Origin of the sequence: Xanthomarina spongicola, from assembly GCF_003148645.1 — a bacterium.
GTDB classification, from domain to species: domain Bacteria; phylum Bacteroidota; class Bacteroidia; order Flavobacteriales; family Flavobacteriaceae; genus Xanthomarina; species Xanthomarina spongicola.
The window spans coordinates 420,900-435,709 of the sequence record NZ_QGGP01000002.1 but is presented as its reverse complement, the minus strand read 5'-3'; the positions used below and the strand labels follow the sequence as shown (position 1 = coordinate 435,709).

General features: G+C 29.8%; 15 protein-coding genes. 10 read left to right on the top strand and 5 right to left on the bottom strand.

The window, feature by feature from the left end; translation table 11 throughout:
* The first annotated feature begins 31 nt into the window (after positions 1–31).
* Genes LX78_RS05920 through LX78_RS05900 form a run of 5 tightly spaced genes read left to right on the top strand, consistent with a single transcriptional unit; the run spans position 32 to position 4,019 of the window.
* Positions 32–982 (top strand): isopenicillin N synthase family dioxygenase, encoded by a 951-nt coding sequence (locus tag LX78_RS05920; RefSeq protein ID WP_109681724.1) that lies wholly within the window; start codon positions 32–34, stop codon positions 980–982.
* A 6-nt stretch (positions 983–988) separates the two neighbouring features.
* A complete protein-coding gene (locus LX78_RS05915; RefSeq protein WP_109681723.1) occupies positions 989–1,321 on the top strand; it encodes a translation initiation factor in 333 nt (110 codons plus the stop codon).
* Positions 1,321–2,262 carry a DUF1835 domain-containing protein gene (locus LX78_RS05910; RefSeq protein WP_109681722.1) on the top strand — a complete coding sequence of 314 codons (942 nt, stop codon included), beginning with the start codon at positions 1,321–1,323 and terminating at the stop codon, positions 2,260–2,262. Before LX78_RS05915 ends, LX78_RS05910 begins: the two co-directional genes overlap by 1 nt.
* On the top strand, positions 2,252–3,118 hold the full coding sequence (locus LX78_RS05905; RefSeq protein WP_109681721.1) for a nucleoside phosphorylase: 867 nt from the start codon (positions 2,252–2,254) through the stop codon (positions 3,116–3,118). Before LX78_RS05910 ends, LX78_RS05905 begins: the two co-directional genes overlap by 11 nt.
* 46 nt (positions 3,119–3,164) lie before the next feature.
* The gene (locus LX78_RS05900; protein WP_109681720.1) at positions 3,165–4,019 is read left to right on the top strand and encodes a substrate-binding domain-containing protein; all 855 of its coding nucleotides are present in this window, start codon (positions 3,165–3,167) and stop codon (positions 4,017–4,019) included.
* Between the two features lie 273 nt (positions 4,020–4,292).
* Here the strand turns inward: LX78_RS05900 and LX78_RS05895 are convergent, their stop codons facing one another.
* Positions 4,293–4,958, bottom strand: a complete 666-nt coding sequence (locus LX78_RS05895) for a uracil-DNA glycosylase (protein ID WP_109681719.1) — start codon at positions 4,956–4,958, stop codon at positions 4,293–4,295.
* A gap of 68 nt (positions 4,959–5,026) precedes the next feature.
* Between LX78_RS05895 and LX78_RS05890 the strand changes: the two genes are divergently transcribed.
* Positions 5,027–6,520 carry a YfcC family protein gene (locus LX78_RS05890; protein WP_109681718.1) on the top strand — a complete coding sequence of 498 codons (1,494 nt, stop codon included), beginning with the start codon at positions 5,027–5,029 and terminating at the stop codon, positions 6,518–6,520.
* On the opposite strand, the gene LX78_RS05885 is transcribed toward LX78_RS05890, so the two are convergent.
* Complete coding sequence (locus tag LX78_RS05885) at positions 6,506–7,462, bottom strand: alpha/beta fold hydrolase (protein WP_245881484.1); 957 nt, start codon at positions 7,460–7,462, stop codon at positions 6,506–6,508. The genes LX78_RS05890 and LX78_RS05885 overlap by 15 nt on opposite strands.
* Before the next feature lie 98 nt (positions 7,463–7,560).
* Between LX78_RS05885 and LX78_RS05880 the strand changes: the two genes are divergently transcribed.
* From LX78_RS05880 to LX78_RS05865, 4 genes are read left to right on the top strand one after another with little or no spacing between them, the layout of a single operon-like run.
* Positions 7,561–9,753 (top strand): endonuclease MutS2, encoded by a 2,193-nt coding sequence (locus LX78_RS05880; RefSeq protein ID WP_109681716.1) that lies wholly within the window; start codon positions 7,561–7,563, stop codon positions 9,751–9,753.
* 1 nt (position 9,754) lies between these two features.
* Entirely contained in the window at positions 9,755–10,171 is a 417-nt protein-coding gene (locus LX78_RS05875) for a thiol-disulfide oxidoreductase DCC family protein (RefSeq protein WP_109681715.1), read from the top strand.
* Positions 10,172–10,214: 43 nt separating this feature from the next.
* Complete coding sequence (locus tag LX78_RS05870) at positions 10,215–10,958, top strand: DUF3575 domain-containing protein (RefSeq protein WP_109681714.1); 744 nt, start codon at positions 10,215–10,217, stop codon at positions 10,956–10,958.
* A 43-nt stretch (positions 10,959–11,001) separates the two neighbouring features.
* Positions 11,002–11,679, top strand: coding sequence for a hypothetical protein (locus tag LX78_RS05865; RefSeq protein WP_109681713.1), 678 nt, complete (start codon positions 11,002–11,004; stop codon positions 11,677–11,679).
* A gap of 291 nt (positions 11,680–11,970) precedes the next feature.
* Here the strand turns inward: LX78_RS05865 and LX78_RS05860 are convergent, their stop codons facing one another.
* Genes LX78_RS05860 through LX78_RS05850 form a run of 3 tightly spaced genes read right to left on the bottom strand, consistent with a single transcriptional unit; the run spans position 11,971 to position 14,807 of the window.
* Complete coding sequence (locus LX78_RS05860; RefSeq protein ID WP_109681712.1) at positions 11,971–13,131, bottom strand: flavohemoglobin expression-modulating QEGLA motif protein; 1,161 nt, start codon at positions 13,129–13,131, stop codon at positions 11,971–11,973.
* Positions 13,132–13,962, bottom strand: coding sequence for an N-formylglutamate amidohydrolase (locus LX78_RS05855; protein ID WP_109681711.1), 831 nt, complete (start codon positions 13,960–13,962; stop codon positions 13,132–13,134).
* A gap of 2 nt (positions 13,963–13,964) precedes the next feature.
* The gene (locus LX78_RS05850; protein ID WP_109681710.1) at positions 13,965–14,807 is read right to left on the bottom strand and encodes a sulfurtransferase; all 843 of its coding nucleotides are present in this window, start codon (positions 14,805–14,807) and stop codon (positions 13,965–13,967) included.
* Positions 14,808–14,810 lie beyond the last annotated feature (3 nt).

The window sequence follows — 14,810 nt, the reverse complement described above, 5'->3', positions numbered from 1 at the left end:
TTTGTATTACATTCATATTAAAATAAATACCATGAATAATATACCTAGCGTTAATTTAAACGATTTTATTTCGGGAGATTCTGTAAGAAAACAAAAATTTGTTGATGAAATTGGTAAAGCTTATGAAGAAATAGGATTTGTAGCATTAAAAGGCCATTTTTTAGACGATACCTTAGTTGATAATCTTTATAATGAAGTAAAACAATTTTTTGACTTACCTGTTGAAACAAAGAGAAAATACGAAATTGAAGGTATTGGAGGACAAAGAGGTTATATTTCTTTTGGAAAAGAAAGTGCTAAAGGTAAAAAAGAAGGCGATTTAAAAGAGTTTTGGCATTTTGGACAATATGTAGAGAATAATCCAAAATTAGAAGCCGAATATCCAAAAAACGTTGAAGTAGAAGAACTTCCTAGTTTTAATAAAACAGGAAAGGAAACTTATAGAATGCTTGAGAAAACAGCTAAGTATGTACTACGTGCTTTAGCTTTGCATTTGGGCTTAGAAGAAACTTATTTTGATAATTACATTCATAATGGAAATAGTATTTTAAGACCAATACATTATCCTCCTATTATAGAAGAACCTAAAAATGCAGTTCGCGCAGCTGCTCATGGAGATATTAACTTAATTACTCTATTAATGGGAGCTCAAGGTAGAGGGTTACAAGTTCAAAACCACAAAGGAGAATGGCTAGATGCTATTGCCGAACCAGATGAGTTGATGATAAATGTTGGAGATATGTTGTCTAGACATACCAACAACAAACTAAAATCAACCATTCATCGTGTTATTAATCCACCTAGAGAACTTTGGGGAACGTCTCGTTATTCCATACCATTTTTTATGCATCCAATTAGCGACATGAAATTAGATGTGCTTGAAAGTTGTATAGATGACAATAATCCAAAACAATTTGATGATATAACTGCAGGAGAGTTTTTAAATGAGCGACTTATTGAGCTTGGTCTTATTAAGAAATAATTACATATGGATTTACAAGACCAATTAAAAAGCCTCTTTCCAGAGCATAAACCAGACCCTTCAACTGAAAAACAAAATGAAGAATCTGTAGGTTTATGGATGCAAAACGAACCAATTATCTGTAAATACGAGAAACGCAAAGGGAAACCCATTACTATTCTTGAAGGTTATACTGGAGCCACAGAAGATTTTAAAGCACTTGCAAAAGATATTAAAACAACTCTAAGTGTTGGAGGAAGTTTTAAAGATGACAAGATTATTATTCAAGGTGATTTTAGAGATAAAATAATGGAGATTCTTAAAGAAAAAGGATTTCTTGTAAAACGTGTTGGTGGATAATGAGTCAAAATATTTTACATATTACAAATGGCAATGCCTTAACTAATTATCTAAAAGAATTAGATATAACAGGTGACATACTTACATGGCAAGAAATGCTTTGTGAAGGACCAACTACTAGAAATATTGATACAGAAGAATTTTTAACCAAAAGGAAGGGCTTTTTAAATGATTTTTATCATATAGAAATTAATGAAGAAGAATTTAAGCAGGAATTAAGCAAGCTTGATGCTACTGAGGGTTTTTCAGAAATTATACTTTGGTTTGAATACGATTTGTTTTGCCATATCAATATGTTGGCAGTAATTAAATTATTAAAAGAAAAAAATGTCCAACTACCACTCTATTTAGTATGTAGTGGCAGAATTAAAGGAGAAACACAATTAAAAGGTTTATCTGAATTAACTCCTGAACAGCTGTTTAATCATTATCATGACAAAGTTAGATTAAAAGATAGTGACATAGAATTAGCTATTAGTTTATGGCATATCTACTGTGGTAAAGATCATAATCTATTTAAGCCATATATTACAAAAAAGTCTTCATTTAAATATTTAAATTCTTGTTTAAAAGCTCATTTAAAACGCTTTCCTAACTTAAAATCGGGATTGAGTGTTTTAGAAAAAAACATTCTTAATATTATTAAAGAAAAATCAATTAAATCTAAAAACCAATTAATTGGATACGTCCTCAATTATCAAGGATATTACGGATTTGGAGACATCCAAATATTAAGATTAATAGATTTGCTTCAAATTTTTTACGAAGAAGAGGAAAACAAAATTTCATTAAATAGAAAAGGTTATGAAGCCTTGATAGGGAATCAGAATTATTCATCTGAAATAAATAATAACTTAACATTTGGAGGCGTCAATAGGTTAGATTTTTCTTATAACGACAACACAAATGCTTTAATTAAAACGCAACTTAATGTCAATTAAAGACTCAGAATTAATTTTAAATCCAGATGGTAGTATTTACCATTTAAATTTAAAGCCAGAAAACATAGCACACGATATTATTCTTGTAGGAGATCAAGATCGTGTAGAGAAGATAACAAAGCATTTTGATAGTATTGAATTTTCAACTCAAAAACGTGAATTTAAAACACAAACTGGGTTTTATAAAGGTAAAAGGTTAACAGTGCTTTCCACTGGAATTGGACCAGATAATATTGACATTGTATTAAATGAATTAGATGCTTTAGTTAATATTGATTTAAAAACTAGAAAACCAAAAGAAACGCATACAAGTCTTAATTTTGTTAGGGTTGGCACTTCTGGATCTTTACAAGAAGATGTTCCGGTAGATGCTTTTGTTATAAGCTCTCATGGATTAGACTTAAATGGGATGCTACATTTTTATAAAATAGAAACTATAGAAAACCCAGATATTGAAAAAGCTTTTATTGAATATACCAATTGGAACTCCAATAAAGCACGACCAATTGTTATTAATAATAGTCAAAAATTAGAAAAAATATTCGATAGCAATCAAGTCCACAAAGGTTTAACAGCTACTGCTGGAGGATTTTACGGTCCACAAGGAAGAATATTAAGATTACCATTACAAGATCCAAGTTTAAACACAAAAATGGATACTTTTAGCTTTCAAGGCATGCGAATTACTAACTTTGAGATGGAGACATCTGTTATTTATGGCTTGTCTAAACTTTTAGGACATCATGCTCTTTCTTTAAATGCTATTATTGCAAATAGAGCCACAGGACAGTTTAGTAAAGACCCAAAAGCTGTGGTAGAGAAATTAATAATTTATACTTTAAATAAAATAGTGTAATAATTTAAAATGCCCTAATTAAGGATTACGAATCAAACAATTTTTAATGAAAACAATTCATATAGGTGGAGTTCCAGAGCATTTTAATTTAGCATGGTATTTAGCACTAAAAAATGGTGATTTCAAAAACGCTGGTATCAACTTAAGGTGGAGAGATTACCATAGTGGTACTGGCGCAATGAGCAAAGCTCTTCGTGATGGCGAGATTGATATGGCTGTTATTCTAACAGAAGGAATAATTAAAGATATTGTAGACGGAAATCCAAGTAGAATAATTCAAACTTTTGTTCAAACACCATTAATTTGGGGTATTCATGTAGCATATAATTCCACATATCAAAACATTGAAGATTTAAAAGGAACCAAAGCTGCTATTAGTCGTTATGGTTCTGGGTCACACTTAATGGCTTATATAAATGCAAAAAATAACCATTGGAATACTGAAACAGATTTAAATTTTGAAGTTATTAAGAATTTAGATGGAGCTGTTGCAGGTTTAACTAAAGGAAAAGCAGATTATTTTTTATGGGAAAAATTCATGACTAAGCCCATAGTAGATAAAGGTATATTTAGACGAATTGGAAACTGTCCTACTCCTTGGCCTTGTTTTGTAATTGCAGTTAGAAATGAGTCTTTAGAGTTATATAAAGACGAAATTAGAACTATTTTAAAAATCATAAATAATTTAACTATTGGCTTTAAAGAAATTCCAAATATAGATGGAATTATTGCTGAAAGGTATTCACAGAAAATTGAAGATGTTCAAGAATGGCTTTCTTTAACAGAATGGTCTCAAGAGCTTATAAATGAGGCAACTATTAATGACATTCAAAATCAACTATTAGCTTTAAATATTATTTCAAATAAACGTAATTATTCAGAATTAGTATCAATTATTTAACATAAAATATTTTTAAAAACATCTAATTACCACTTAGTTAAATCCATTAACTTTATTAAAATGTTAAAAAATATTTACTTTTTTAACTCTAATCTCTTATATTTGCTTATACCTCATATTAACGAACCAAATTGTTTATGCTTTTGACCATTACTTTTATTCTTTCTTTTCTGGTTGCAATTAACTTTTTATTACTATTTTTTAGTTGTAATAAAACAACAAAGCGTACTGGAATTAAAGAAACTAAACCTACATTAATTATCAAGAATAATCCTACCAAGCAAGAGGTTCCAACCCATCTTGCACCAACAGGAAGTTAGTTTTACTAAATTGTTTATTACCAAACCAGTAACCTCTATTAGCACTTAATGGAGATGGATGACCAGTTTCTAAAATATAATGTTTATTTGTATCAATTAATTTAGCTTTTCTTTTTGCAAAGCCACCCCAAAGTAGAAAAATAACATTTTCTTTATATTCATTTATAATCTTAATAACTTCATCTGTAAATTGTTCCCAACCTTTGTTTTGGTGGCTTCCAGCTTCGTGTGCTCTAACAGTTAAGGTGGCATTTAATAAAAATACACCTTGATCAGCCCAACGCATTAAATTCCCACTTTTAGGATATAAAATTCCTAAATCTTGCTCAATCTCCTTAAAAATATTTTTCAATGAAGGAGGATGGGCAATTCCATCATTTACCGAAAAACATAATCCATTGGCTTGACCAACTCCATGATAAGGATCTTGTCCAATTATTACAACTTTTAATTTATCGAATTCACAATGATTAAAAGCATTAAATACATCTGATTCAGGAGGGAAACATGTATGGTTTTTATATTCTGTATTTAAGAATGAGTTTAAATCATTAAAATAAGGTTTGTTAAACTCACCCTCTAAAAAAGGTTGCCAACTCTTATCGATATTAATCATCATTTTTTATCTTCGTTTTAAAGTCTCAACTAAAATAATACTATCTTTATTCTTAATAAAATAATAAACACTTGAAAAAACTAAAATTCCCAACTGCTCAAACTATTCTAATCATTATAGCAGCAGCAGTAGCTCTATTAACTTGGCTAGTTCCAGCCGGAAAGTATGATTCTCTAGCTTATAATAAAGATTCAAACACATTTACTAGAAGTAATTTGGAAACATCTACTACTCTAGATGCAACTCAGAATACATTGGAGGATTTAAATATTAATATTCCTCTTGAGAAATTTACAAATGGAGATATCTGGAAGCCCATTTCTATTCCAAATACATATCAAGAAGTAGAATCGAGACCTCAAGGGGTTTTAGCCTTTTTTAAATCGCCTATAAAAGGAATTATTGAAGCAGCAGATATTATCTTTCTTGTATTAATTATTGGAGGGCTAATTGGTATCATGAATCTTACTGGTGCTTTTGATGCTGGTATTTCCTGGTTGGCAAATGCCTTAAAAGGACACGAATACATATTGATTATTTTGGTAACTATATTAATAGCTTTAGGTGGAACAACATTTGGATTAGCCGAAGAAACCATTGCCTTCTACCCTATTTTAATCCCTATGTTCTTAGCAGCAAAATACGATGCTATTGTGCCATTAGCGGCTATATATATTGGGTCTTCAATTGGCACCATGTGTTCCACAGTTAATCCATTTAGTGTTATTATAGCATCTGATGCTGCTGGAATAAACTGGACAACAGGTTTAACTGGAAGAATAATTATGCTAACATTAGGAACACTAATCTGCATCATTTATATATTACGTTATGCAAATCGTGTAAAAAAAGACCCTTCTAAATCTATAATTTTTAGTCAAAAGGAGCAAATAGAATCGCTTTTTGGAACAGATTCAAACTCTAGAATTAAGCTAACAACTAGATTACGTCTCATATTATCTATTTTTGCCTTGTGCTTTATAGTCATGATATATGGTGTGTCTCAATTAGAATGGTGGTTTTTAGAAATGACCACTGTTTTCTTAGTAGGAGCTGTTTTAATTGGAATTATTGGTAAAATTCATGAAGCTACATTTGTTGATACTTTTGTTAAAGGAGCTGGAGAATTATTAGGAGTTGCTATTATTATAGGTATAGCAAGAGGTGTTTCAGTATTAATGGAAGATGGTTTTATTAGCGACACGCTACTCTATCATTCAAGTAGTTTAACCGAAGGCATGAATAAAGGTGTTTTTGCAAATGTCATGTTGTTTATTTATGGTGGTTTGTCTTTTTTTATTCCTAGTTCTTCTGGAATGGCAGTATTAACCATGCCAATAATGTCTCCATTAGCAGATACAGTTGGTTTTGGAAGAGAAATAATAGTTAACTGCTACCAATATGGCATGGGATTATTTGCTTTTATTAATCCTACTGGACTAATTTTAGCATCCTTAGCAATTGTAAAAGTGGGTTATGATAAATGGTTGAAATTTGTAATGCCATTGGTTATTATATTAACCCTGTTTACTATGATTATGCTAACAGTTTTAGTTTACCTTTAAAAATTCAAGAATCTTTTTATTAACTGTTTCAGCTTGATCTATAGATAAAAAATGTCCAGCATTATTTATTATTTCACCTTGACCATTAGGAATTAATTCTTTTGCAAGACGAATGCTTTTCTCATTGTTTATCATATCATCATCTCCTATTAGCACAAGAACTGGCATTTTTAATGACTGAAAATCTTGTTTAGAATAAGGCATCATATCTAAAACAAATTTGTTTATAGAGTCTTTTTCTGTGGCAATAGAAAATTGCTCAATATATGTATTGTTTATATTTTCTACATTGCTAGACATCGATTCCAGAGTTTCTTGAATTTGCCTTTCTTTAGATGAAAAAGTATGAATAATGTTTTTCAATAAATTAGTGCTTGGTCGAATCCATATAAACGTTTGTGCAGGACTTAAAAGAACCATGCTTTTTATGTTTTCTTGGTGTTTTAAAGCCATATTTACTGCTAGCCATCCTCCTCTTGAAGCTCCAATAACATGGTACTTTTTAAGTTTTAATTTCTTGAATATTTCTTGATACCACGTAGCAATCTGATCAATATTTTCTATGTCCTTGGTTATAAACGATTTTCCTGGTTCTAATATAAAATCAATTGCAAAAACTCGATAATTGTTGGACAAATCTTTAATATTTGGATACCACATAGTAGAACTAGCATTCATACCATGTAATAGAACCACAGATTCTTTATTATTTTGACCTGAGACTATTACGTGAGCAGTGCCAAAACTTGTTGGAATATATAACTCTTCAAAAGGAATTTCCCAAAGTTTCAACGTCTCATTATAAGCATTAAAATATGGTTCATATTCCGGTTGGGCATGAACTATATATTCAGGTTCATCTGTGTATTTTGAATAATTATTTCCACAACTAATCATAGTGAAGAAAATAAGAATCAAACAAAATTTTATAAACTTTTGCATTGTGCTAAACTTTTATTAATTCAAATCTACATAATTATTATTCTAACTTAATCATTAAAAGTTAATACGTAACTTTGCTATCTTAAAAATGATTAAGCATGCCTGTTTCAAAGCAAAAAACGAACATACATATTCATAATAAAACACTACATGATCTAGAATTAGCAACTGTTCTAAATCAAGTAAGCGAGTTATGTATTACTGCTTTAGGTCATGAAAAAACTTTAAAAATTGAACCTTATAATAATAAGGATTCTGTTTTAAATGCCTTAACATTAACTAATGAATATTTAGCTTCTTTTTATAACGAAAATAGAATACCAAATCACGGTTTCGAAACTATTAGTAAAGAATTAAAACTCTTAAAAATAGAGAACACGTATTTAGAAACGCATAGTTTAAAAAAAATTGTTTCTATTTCTTTAACCTCAAACGAAATTATTAATTTCTTAAGAAAATTTAAGGAATATTATCCAAACTTAAATGAGTATGCATCAAACATAGAAGTTACAAAAGTTATTATCGAACAGGTTGATGGTATAGTTGATAGGTTTGGAGATGTTAAAGACACTGCTTCTCCACTACTTCTAGAATTAAGACAAGAAATTAATAAATTAAAAGGCAAAATCAATCAGAGTTTTGCTTCAGCTTTAAACACGTATCATCAATTAGATTATTTAGATGATATACGAGAATCTGTAGTAGATAACAAGCGTGTATTGGCAGTAAAAGCTATGTACAGACGAAAAGTTAGAGGAGCAATAATGAGAGGAAGTAAAACAGGAAGTATTGTTTACATCGAACCTGAAACCACGTTACAACATTCCAGAGAGTTAAATAATTTGGAATATGAAGAAGGTGAAGAAGTTGTTAGAATTTTAAAATCTCTTACTAATTTTATTCGTCCGTTTTTGCCCCTTTTAAAGCAATATCAAGAGTTTTTAACGGAATTAGATGTAGTTTCTGCTAAAGCAAAATATGCAAAATCCTTAAATGCCATATTGCCAGATATAAGTGAAGACAGACAATTGCTCCTGCGAGATGCCTATCATCCACTACTTTATTTAAGCAATGAAAAAAAGAAAGCTAAGACGTACCCTCAGACCATAGAACTCAATCAAGAGAATAGAATTATTGTTATTTCTGGTCCAAATGCTGGAGGAAAAAGTATTACTCTAAAAACAGTAGGATTGCTTCAACTCATGTTACAAAGTGGTTTATTAATTCCAGTACATGAGAGAAGTAAAGTCTTTTTATTCGATAGAATTATTACAGATATTGGCGACAATCAATCTATTGAAAATCATTTAAGCACCTATAGTTATCGCTTAAAGCAGATGAATTACTTCCTGAAAAAGTGTAATAAAAACACGTTATTTCTTATAGATGAATTTGGAACTGGATCCGATCCTGAATTAGGAGGCGCTTTAGCTGAAACATTTTTGGAAGAATTTTATCATCGTGAAGCTTTTGGAATCATTACTACCCACTACTCCAATCTTAAAATTTTGGCTAGCGAATTACCATATATGCAGAATGCTAATATGATGTTCGATGAAAAAACTTTAGAACCAATATTTAAATTAGCTTTAGGTCAAGCTGGAAGTAGTTTTACTTTTGAAGTAGCACAGAAAAATGGCATTCCATATAGCCTAATTAATAGAGCTAAAAAGAAAATAGAACGTGGCAAAGTTCGTTTCGATAGAACTATTGCAAAACTTCAAAAAGAACGTTCTAAACTTGAAAAAACGGAACAATCTTTAAAGATTAATGAAAAGAAAAAGCAAACTGAAGCAGATAAACTAGAAGAAATAAACGAAAAGATTCAAAAAAAATTAGAAAGCTATCAAGAATTGTATGATAGTAATCAACGCCTTATTTATTTAGGGCAAAAAATAAATGACCTCTCTGAAAAGTATTTTGAAAATAAACGTAAAAAAGAATTAATGGATGAGTTGTTTAAACTGGTCCAAATAGAAAATTCCAAGCGTAAAAAGGTCTCAGCGAAACAGAAAAAAACTGAAAAAGCTAAAGAAAAGCAAATCAAACAAGAAGCTGAGAAGAAGGTAGAAGTTATTAGGAAAAAGAAGAAAGTTGAAAAACAAAAAAAAGCACTTCAACCACCAAAACCTAAACCTGTTTTAAAGGTTGGAGATCGTGTTAGAATGGAAGATGGTAGAGCTGTTGGTAGCATAGATAGTATAGAAAAAAACAAAGCCATAGTAAATTATGGCATGTTTACTACCAATGTAAGCTTGGAACAATTAGAACTAGTAGAAGCAGTAAAGTAGAATGATATTATTACCTAAAAACAAGCAACTTATCCTCTTTGATGGCGTTTGCAACCTTTGCAACTCCAGTGTGCAATACGTTATAAAACACGATAAAAACAATGTGTTTATGTTCGCACCATTGCAAGGGGAAGCTGGGAGAACAATTATAGAAAAGTTTAATTTAGATACGTCACAAACAGATTCTATTCTGTTGTATTCAGAAGAAAAAGGATTGAAAATAAAATCTACTGCTGCATTGGCTATCGCAACAAAACTAGGATTTCCTAGAAATTTATTGTCAGTGTTTTTTATAGTTCCATCTCTTATTAGGAATTTGGTTTATGATTATATTGCTAAAAATCGTTACAAGTGGTATGGAAAGCAAAATGAATGCATGATTCCTACAGAAAAATTAAAATCTAAATTTTTAAATTAGAGTAAAAATTATTAGTACTTTTATTATACATTTGAAACTTATTATGAAAAACCTCTTTAGACCTTTATTTTTATTGACATTATTTTTAATGTCATCTAATATTTCTAGTCAAGATCTGGATACTAAGCCAGAAAAGAAACTAGTAAAAAATGAAGTTTCTTTTGAAGTTCTACAATTAATTAATGGTGTATATCAGCTTTCTTATGAACGATATGTTTGGAATAACTTTTCTGCAACATTAGCTCTTGGGTATAAAGGGAAAGAAGGTCTTGTAAAATTGTCTGGAATAGATGCAGACCAAATTAAAACAGGAGAGGTTTATTATACTGGGTATCAAATAGCACCAGAAATTAGATATTACTTAAAAAATACATCTAAAAATAATTTAGATGGTTTTTATCTTGGACTCTATTTAAAATTTTCTGATTACAAATCTAGCTTATCTGGAACTTATATTAATGATGAAGGTGTAAATTACGATCTAGAATTCGATATGAAGTTAGATATAACTTCTGTTGGTTTATTGATTGGTTACAAACTTCCAGTAACAAAACATTTAAATATCGATTTTATGATTGCTGGACCAGGTTCTGGAAACTATAATTTTGAGATTAATAATAAAAAAGACTTGCCAGAAGAATTCTATGAAGACTTAAATGAAGCTCTAGAGGAATATAACATTTTAGATTTTATCAATTCAGACTTTAGATTTTCAGATGTCAATAACAAATCAAAATTTTCAGCATTTTCATTTAGATATGGTATTGCTGTTGGCTATACATTTTAACAACTAATTAATTATACAAACACCTTATTTTTAACAAATTACTATGAAAAACACATTTAAATTTATTTGCACACTTGCTTTAATTATTATTGTTTCAAGTTGCTCTAGCATAAAAGTTGTAGATTCTTGGAAATCAGACACTGCTAGTTCTATTAAAGACAACAATATTTTAGTTATTGCTAGAACTCAAGATAAACAAGCAAGAATTGCTTTTGAGCAAGCTATGGCTAACCAAATGAGATCTAATGGAATAAAAGCAACTGAAAGCTTTAGAAAATTTCCAAATATGTTGCCAGATGAAAAACTATCTGAAGAAAAATTAAAAAACTTTGAAGCCTTTTTAAATAACGAAGGATACGATGGTATTGTTTTGACAGTAGTTAAAGACATGAGAGAATCTACACAAACTACAGAACAAGGTGGTTACTATGCAGGTGCTAGCTATTCATCTCTTTATCCATCTTATTATGGATATGGTGGATTTTATGGTTACTATGCACATCCAATGGCTTATTCTACTTATGGTAGTTATACACCAAGTACTTATACAACTACAACTGTTAAAACTTTTATTGTAGAAACAGTTATTTATGATTTGGAACAGCCTAAAGAAGAGCAATTAGTTGCCGTTGTAACGTCTCAAATAGAAGATCCACAAGATGTTACTAAAAACGCTGAAGAATACACAAAGAAAGTAGCAGAAAGCCTTAACAGTAAATAATTAAGCATTTCTATAAATTAAAAAATGGTCTTGAATTTTCATTCAAGACCATTTTTTTTTAAACTTAACAACTAACCAAAAAAATTAAAATAAACTTAACTAAAATTATGCATAAAAATAAGTGCATATATTTTTGTTAATGTAAACTTACTTATGATTTTTAAAAGTTGATTTATAAACTCGACGAACAGATAGAATTAATTGTTCTACTCAAAAAAAATGCAAAAATCTTCTATCAAATACATAACTAATTGATATTTAAGACTAAACATTAATTATAATTACAAAATATTACTTTAAACTATTAAGAATAAAATCTAAATCCTTGTTATATTGATTTTTAAGTAAGTAAGAGTCTGTATAATATTTAGAAGTATTTGCTAAACCTAATGCCTGTAATTTATAAATAGCATCTTTATACTCTAAAGATGATTTTCCAGTTAAAATAACATCTAAATCATTTTCTTGTTTAGCATATTGATAGACTTTTTGCAAGCCAGATAAATATAAATGATCTTTAGTAAATCCACCACCTCTATGTACTCGAAGCGTAATAGCAAAAGCTTTGTCTTTCTGAAGTTTGTACTGGTTATAAAGCAAATCGAAAGTATCAGAGAACGTATATCCTTTTATTAAACTATCTACTGCAATAACACGATAAGACAATTCTTTTAATCTGGTTAATGTTAAACAACCTGACATATACTCAGAATATACTGCTAACCCTTCTTGGGTTTCTACATTGTTTGGAAATCCGTTAGAGAATATTTGCAATGGTTGATTTACTGCATTAAAAGTTGTAACCATATGCACTCCAATTTCATGATTTGCCAGAACTTGCAGCTGGTTTTTACTAAACTTATGGTTTTTTCTTAATACCAAGGTTTGTGCACTATTTTGTACCATAGCTGCAGCCGAAATGTTAGTAGAAAGCTTGATATGGTATTTAAAATCGTAACGTTTAGAAAATTCTTCAAAATAATCTATAGCTTCATTTGCCGAATACATGGGTAGCATATCTTCAGAAAATTCATCATCATCAAATCTTAATATAAATTTGGCATTGTCTAGATCTTTTTCAGTTGGTGTTCCAAAACTTTTTAAACTATTATAATAAAATTTTCTGCCATGATTTATGGTTTCTATACATTCAATTAGTCCGGAATATTCATAAATAATGTCTTCGTATAAACGTCTTACGTCTTCGTCTTGAATACGTTCTAGTCTTTGGGAATAAAATAATCTATGAAGTTTAAATCCATTAAATTTTAATTTCGGATACTTAAATTGTGGCTCGTAGTTATATTTTGAAGCAAAGAATTGCTTCTTTTCACTTTCAATATTTAATGGGTTGATATAATTAAGTAATTCAATTTTTTTTACCAATCTATTAATATTGGCATCTATATCGAATAGGTTTTTATGCTTCTCTATTATTTTTTCAGAAATCATTTATTTAGAATACATTTTATAAAATTCTGAAGCATGTTCTGGCAAGCTTTTATTTAGTGCATTGGCAACAGCATTAACTACCTCAGGATACATAATTTGATTATACTCATCGCAATATACTTTTGCAATTTCAGTTGCCAAAACTAAGGTATTTTTAAAGTTATTTGTTATGAATTTTAAAAAATAACCATTGCCCTGAAAAGTATCATTTATTTTAGCTGTTTGTTTTATATTGTTAGGTAATTCTATTTCAGATAAGCGTTGTCTCCAAGCCTCTACACAAATATTAAATCGGTTATTATCTATGTTACTTGTGCCTAAATTCCAGGTTGGCACTTCCCTATTCCAACGTTGCCAATTATAGCTATGTATATCATAAACTACACAAACTTGAAACACTTCTTCTAGTTTAGTAATTAATGCTTTTACAACTCTATAAAAATTAGCATGTTTTTCTATACTTTTAAGTTTCATTTGTTTATTAAGTGGTGTTTTCCACAATTGTTTTCCCCAAGCTGTTTCAAAAACAGCTTCTTCTGGAGGTCTATTTAAATCATATTCAAATCGAGAATCGCATCCAGCTATAACAATTGGATGATTTACAATCATATTTTTAGTTTCTGGATCTTCTTCATACCAACGTTCGTAGGCAGAATGCATGCAATTATCCCACAATTCTTTTCTAAATTGATGACCATCGTGAATGGCAGCACAAGCATATGGCACGTATGATTCTATTTTTATTGTGAAGGAATAGTCGTTTGAAACAGCATGAAAAGTTTCTTCTGATTCAATTTTTTTAATAATCTGATTAACTGAAAGCTTTTGCATGTTTAATTTGAGTCTGTTGTTAAACTTCCCCATTCAGTCCAAGAGCCATCATAAACTGAGAGGTTTTTATAACCAACTAGTTCTGCACCTAAAGCCAGAACACAAGCAGTAATACCAGATCCACAAGAGAAAATGATATCTTGATTTGTTTTAGCTAAAGGTAGAAACAGTTTTTTTAATTCTGCTTCCGACTTTAAAAGACCTTGATTGTTTATTAAATTTTCGAAAGGGAGATTTTCTGAATTTGGCATATTTCCACTTCTCAATCCTACTCTTGGTTCGGCTTCAAGAGACTTAAACCTAGCTTCAGAACGTGCATCTAAAATTAATTGATTTCTGTTTTGAGATGCATTAATTACATCATTAAAAAATTTCATGTATTTTGGTTGCAGTGATGCTTTAAAATTACCTTTCTTTCCATTATTATCTTGCTTAATTTCAGTTTTATAATTTGCTTTTTCCCAAACAGGAAATCCACCATTTAAAACAGCCACATTATTAAATCCGAAGGCTTTAAACAACCACCAAGCTCTAGGACTAGAATAAATACCTTTTTCGTCGTAAACAACTATAGCACTATTTTTATTAATGCCTAAAGCTTGAGCTTCATTCTCAAATTGTATCTCAGTTGGAAAGGTAGTTGGAAATGGAGCTGAGACATCGCTAAACTTCTTTTTTAAATCGAAAAATCTTGCAGAAGGTATTTGGTTTTTATTCAAATCTGTATCATTTCCAGTTACTTTTGGAATGGTTGCATTAAGTATAATAACATTAGGGTGACTTAAATGCTTTTGAAGCCATTCTACAGAAACAATTGGCGAAGATATTATTAATTCTGAATTCATTAT